The 3,395-nt window shown below is 45.7% G+C and carries 4 protein-coding genes; all 4 read left to right on the top strand.

The genetic code is table 11. The annotated features are described in order from the left end of the window. Positions 1–86: 86 nt before the first annotated feature. The 4 genes from QUA01_RS27590 (at position 87) to QUA01_RS27200 (ending at position 2,634) form a co-directional block, all read left to right on the top strand. Entirely contained in the window at positions 87–461 is a 375-nt protein-coding gene (locus tag QUA01_RS27590) for a hypothetical protein (RefSeq protein WP_442922031.1), read from the top strand. 429 nt (positions 462–890) lie between these two features. Next, a complete protein-coding gene (locus QUA01_RS27210; protein ID WP_333093623.1) occupies positions 891–1,271 on the top strand; it encodes a photosystem I reaction center subunit IV in 381 nt (126 codons plus the stop codon). A gap of 2 nt (positions 1,272–1,273) precedes the next feature. Next, positions 1,274–2,227, top strand: a complete 954-nt coding sequence (locus QUA01_RS27205; RefSeq protein ID WP_333093622.1) for a DNA-formamidopyrimidine glycosylase — start codon at positions 1,274–1,276, stop codon at positions 2,225–2,227. 191 nt (positions 2,228–2,418) lie between these two features. After that, positions 2,419–2,634, top strand: coding sequence for an NAD(P)H-quinone oxidoreductase subunit O (locus QUA01_RS27200; protein WP_333093621.1), 216 nt, complete (start codon positions 2,419–2,421; stop codon positions 2,632–2,634). Positions 2,635–3,395 lie beyond the last annotated feature (761 nt).

Here is a 3,395-nt window from a genome sequence, read left to right as displayed (position 1 = left end):
AACTCGCCACACCAAGATTTATCCAATTCCACCTCAATTATTACCCCTTTGGAGGAGTGCAAAACACATAATTGTGGTCAGGAGATATGGAACCAGATGGGAGGGAGGGAAAAAAAAGTCGTCGTCACCTGATTAATTTCGATGAAGTACACTATTATTTAAGTAGTCTGGATTGGTCTGCGAGTCAATTTGCCGAGGCTATTCGTGGGCACTGGTTAATTGAGGATCGACTGCATGGGGTTAAAGATGTGACGTTAAACGAGGATAACGATATTCGTCGCGGTGGCAAGGCACCTGCTAATTGGGCAAGGGTCAGGCAATTTTTAGTGTCATTGGCTCGAATGAAAGGTACTCATACTTTTCCTGAAGCTTTAAGATTAATGGCTAATCAAATAGAAGATTTGAGTGAGTTGCTTTTTGATTTATCTGGTCAAGATAAACCTGTTAAATGCCTCGCATAAAGTTGGTCAATAGCCTTCATAGCCTTGATGAAGGCCTCTCGACAATTAATCCACCCTGCCTAACCCCCCTTAAGAAGGGGGACTTTGAGAATGCTTCTAGTCCACCCTTGTAGGGGCAGTGCCCCCGTCCCCGCCCTCTTGGTTCGGGGGGTCTCCGGGTTCTGTTCCCTCCACCACCCCACAAAATCCGATTTGTAAACTTTTTTATAGATCCGATCGCCCTGCTTTTTTTTGACGGATAATATCTGTTTATTAATTTTTTAACTCTAGCGATCGCCCACAAAAAAATTTACTTTTCTTTACAAAGTAGCAACGAAAAAACAGAGCCCCAGGCAAGAATTTCGTTACAGACTTTAAATGCGGCGCGCGATCGACTAGAGTAAAAAAAATGGCTTTATCCGTTTATTCATCGCAAAGGAAACAAAGCTCATGGTTCAACGCGGTTCGACAGTCCGGATTCTTCGCAAAGAATCCTTCTGGTATCAAGAAGTGGGCACCGTTGCTACGGTAGACCAAAGCGGCATTAAATACCCTGTTATCGTTCGCTTTAACACCGTAAATTATGCAGGCGTCAACACCAACAACTTCGCCCAAAGCGAAGTAGTGGAAGTGGCCGCACCCAAAGCAAAAGCCAAAACAGCCACTCCAGCAGCTTCCGGCGGCAAGCAAACCACCGTAGAGCCGAAAACCCGCAAAACAGGCAGCGGAGCAACCCCCCAGCAGCCGAAAACTTCGACCGGCAGCAAGCCTGGTGCAGAAGTTCCCGGCAGCGTCGAAGGTTCGCCAAATCAAGGAACAGAACAACGCTAATTGTGCCAGAACTGCCAGAAGTTGAAACTATTTGCCGGGGTTTGAACCAACTTACCCTCGATCGAGAAATTTTGGGCGGAGACGTGCTGTTAAATAGCTCGATCGCCCGCTCAATCTCTGCGACCGATTTTTTGACAAAACTCAAAGGAAAGTCGATCGCATCTTGGTATCGGCGCGGCAAATACCTCCTGGCAGAACTATCTCAATTCCCAGAAGGAGAAAGAGAGAAAGGGAAAGGGGGAGAATTTACGGCTCAAACTCCAAGTTCTTCCACTCTTCCTTCCTCCCTCTCCCCTCTTCCCTCTTCCTTCTTCCATCCCTCAAAAGCTGGCTGGTTGGGGGTTCACCTGCGGATGACCGGACAATTGCTGTGGGTGAACGAATCCGAACCCCTGCCAAAACACGCGCGAGTCCGGCTATTTTTTGAAGGAAACCGAGAACTGCGGTTTGTAGACCAGCGCACCTTCGGGCAAATGTGGTACGTGCCCGCAGAAACAGAAGTGGAAAGCACAGTTACCGGCCTGAAACTCCTAGGCCCGGAACCGTTTTCAGAGGAATTTACCACAGAATATTTCGCCCGCAAGCTGCACCGACGGGCGCGACCAATTAAAACAGCATTGCTAGACCAGTCACTGGTAGCGGGTTTGGGCAATATTTACGCAGATGAAACTTTGTTCTTGTCGGGAGTGATGCCGACAACTCTGTGCGCCGATTTGACAGCAGAGCAAATTGAGCGCATCCATACAGCTATTATTCAAGTTTTACAGCAGGCGATCGCCTCCGGCGGCACCACTTTCAGTAATTTTCTCAACGTCCAAGGTGTAAACGGCAACTACGGCGGTGTCGCTTGGGTGTACAATAGATCGGGTCAACCCTGCCGCACTTGCTCTATAACCATTGAAAAGATAAAATTAGCAGGGCGATCGACTCATTTTTGCCCCGCGTGCCAGAAATAATAATTTCGGCAACAGATTTTGTATCAGATTCGATCGATATACCAAATCTCAGCTTCCGACTCTTCAGTCTGCCTTCGCAGACTTCGTTCGTGTAGTTGCGGTTTCAACCGCCGACTCAACTCAATCAACTGGTATTAAAGCCAAATCGGCATTAAAATTTAAATACTTCGATCAACTAAACAGAGCAAGTTATGGCAATCAAAAAAGGTAGCACAGTCCGCGCAATTCGCAAAAAATTGGAAAACAGCCTAGAAGCCAAAGCCAGCGATCCGCGCTTTTCCTCCTATCTATTTGAAACAAAAGGCGAAGTAATGGATGTTCGCGGCGACTACGCCTTCGTCAAATTCGGCAAAGTCCCCACCCCGAATATTTGGCTGCGCGTAGACCAACTAGAAGATTTTAACTAACCGATCGAAACTAAACATCACTGTTTTAAATTTAACCTAGGGTGCGCCCCGCGCACCTTATTTGTTTGTAACCTAGAGTACAAAAGCTGCGCCCGATCGCCATTAAACTAATTTTTAAAGGCAGCTTTTATATCGTTCTCGGCTGCATCGGAATAATAAAATCGAGTCAACAGTCAATACTCAACCATTCAGTTTTTCCACCCGCCAGTCAACAGTCAGCAATCAACAGTCAATAGTCAACAGTCAACAATCACCTGACGGTGCAACCGAAATTGATCTTATAGATTCATAAAAATAGGTTTGACAAAGTATTGAGGAAACTAAATCGATCCTAAAAACTCCTCCTGCAAGCAATAATTAAGTTGATACCGATTCGTATTGCGGACTTAATTCCGCACTACTAACCGTTTTTATTATGATAATCGACCGGACACGATACTTATCTATTCTATTGCATACATCTGCTGTCTTCTACGCTGCATCAGTCTTGCATCTGCAGTCTCGCTATCGATCGCAGATGTATGCAATTTTGTCTCATATAGCGGTTCTCAATGGTGGTGAGATATGCCCTATGCCGGATAAGCTGTTGTGCATTTAAATTGTAGATTTTGATGACAATCAAAAATTGTCAAATTCTCTCCCCCTCTCCCCTTCTCCCCCTCTCCCGCTCAATTGCCATACACAATCTACAGCACTTCCGGGTGTTATGAGGTACAATAAAAATAGATTAAAAAATACACCAATGAAAGCATATTCAATAG

It is taken from the genome of Microcoleus sp. S36a_B3 (assembly GCF_036700745.1).
GTDB lineage: Bacteria > Cyanobacteriota > Cyanobacteriia > Cyanobacteriales > Microcoleaceae > Microcoleus.
This window is presented reverse-complemented; position numbering and strand designations above follow the sequence as displayed.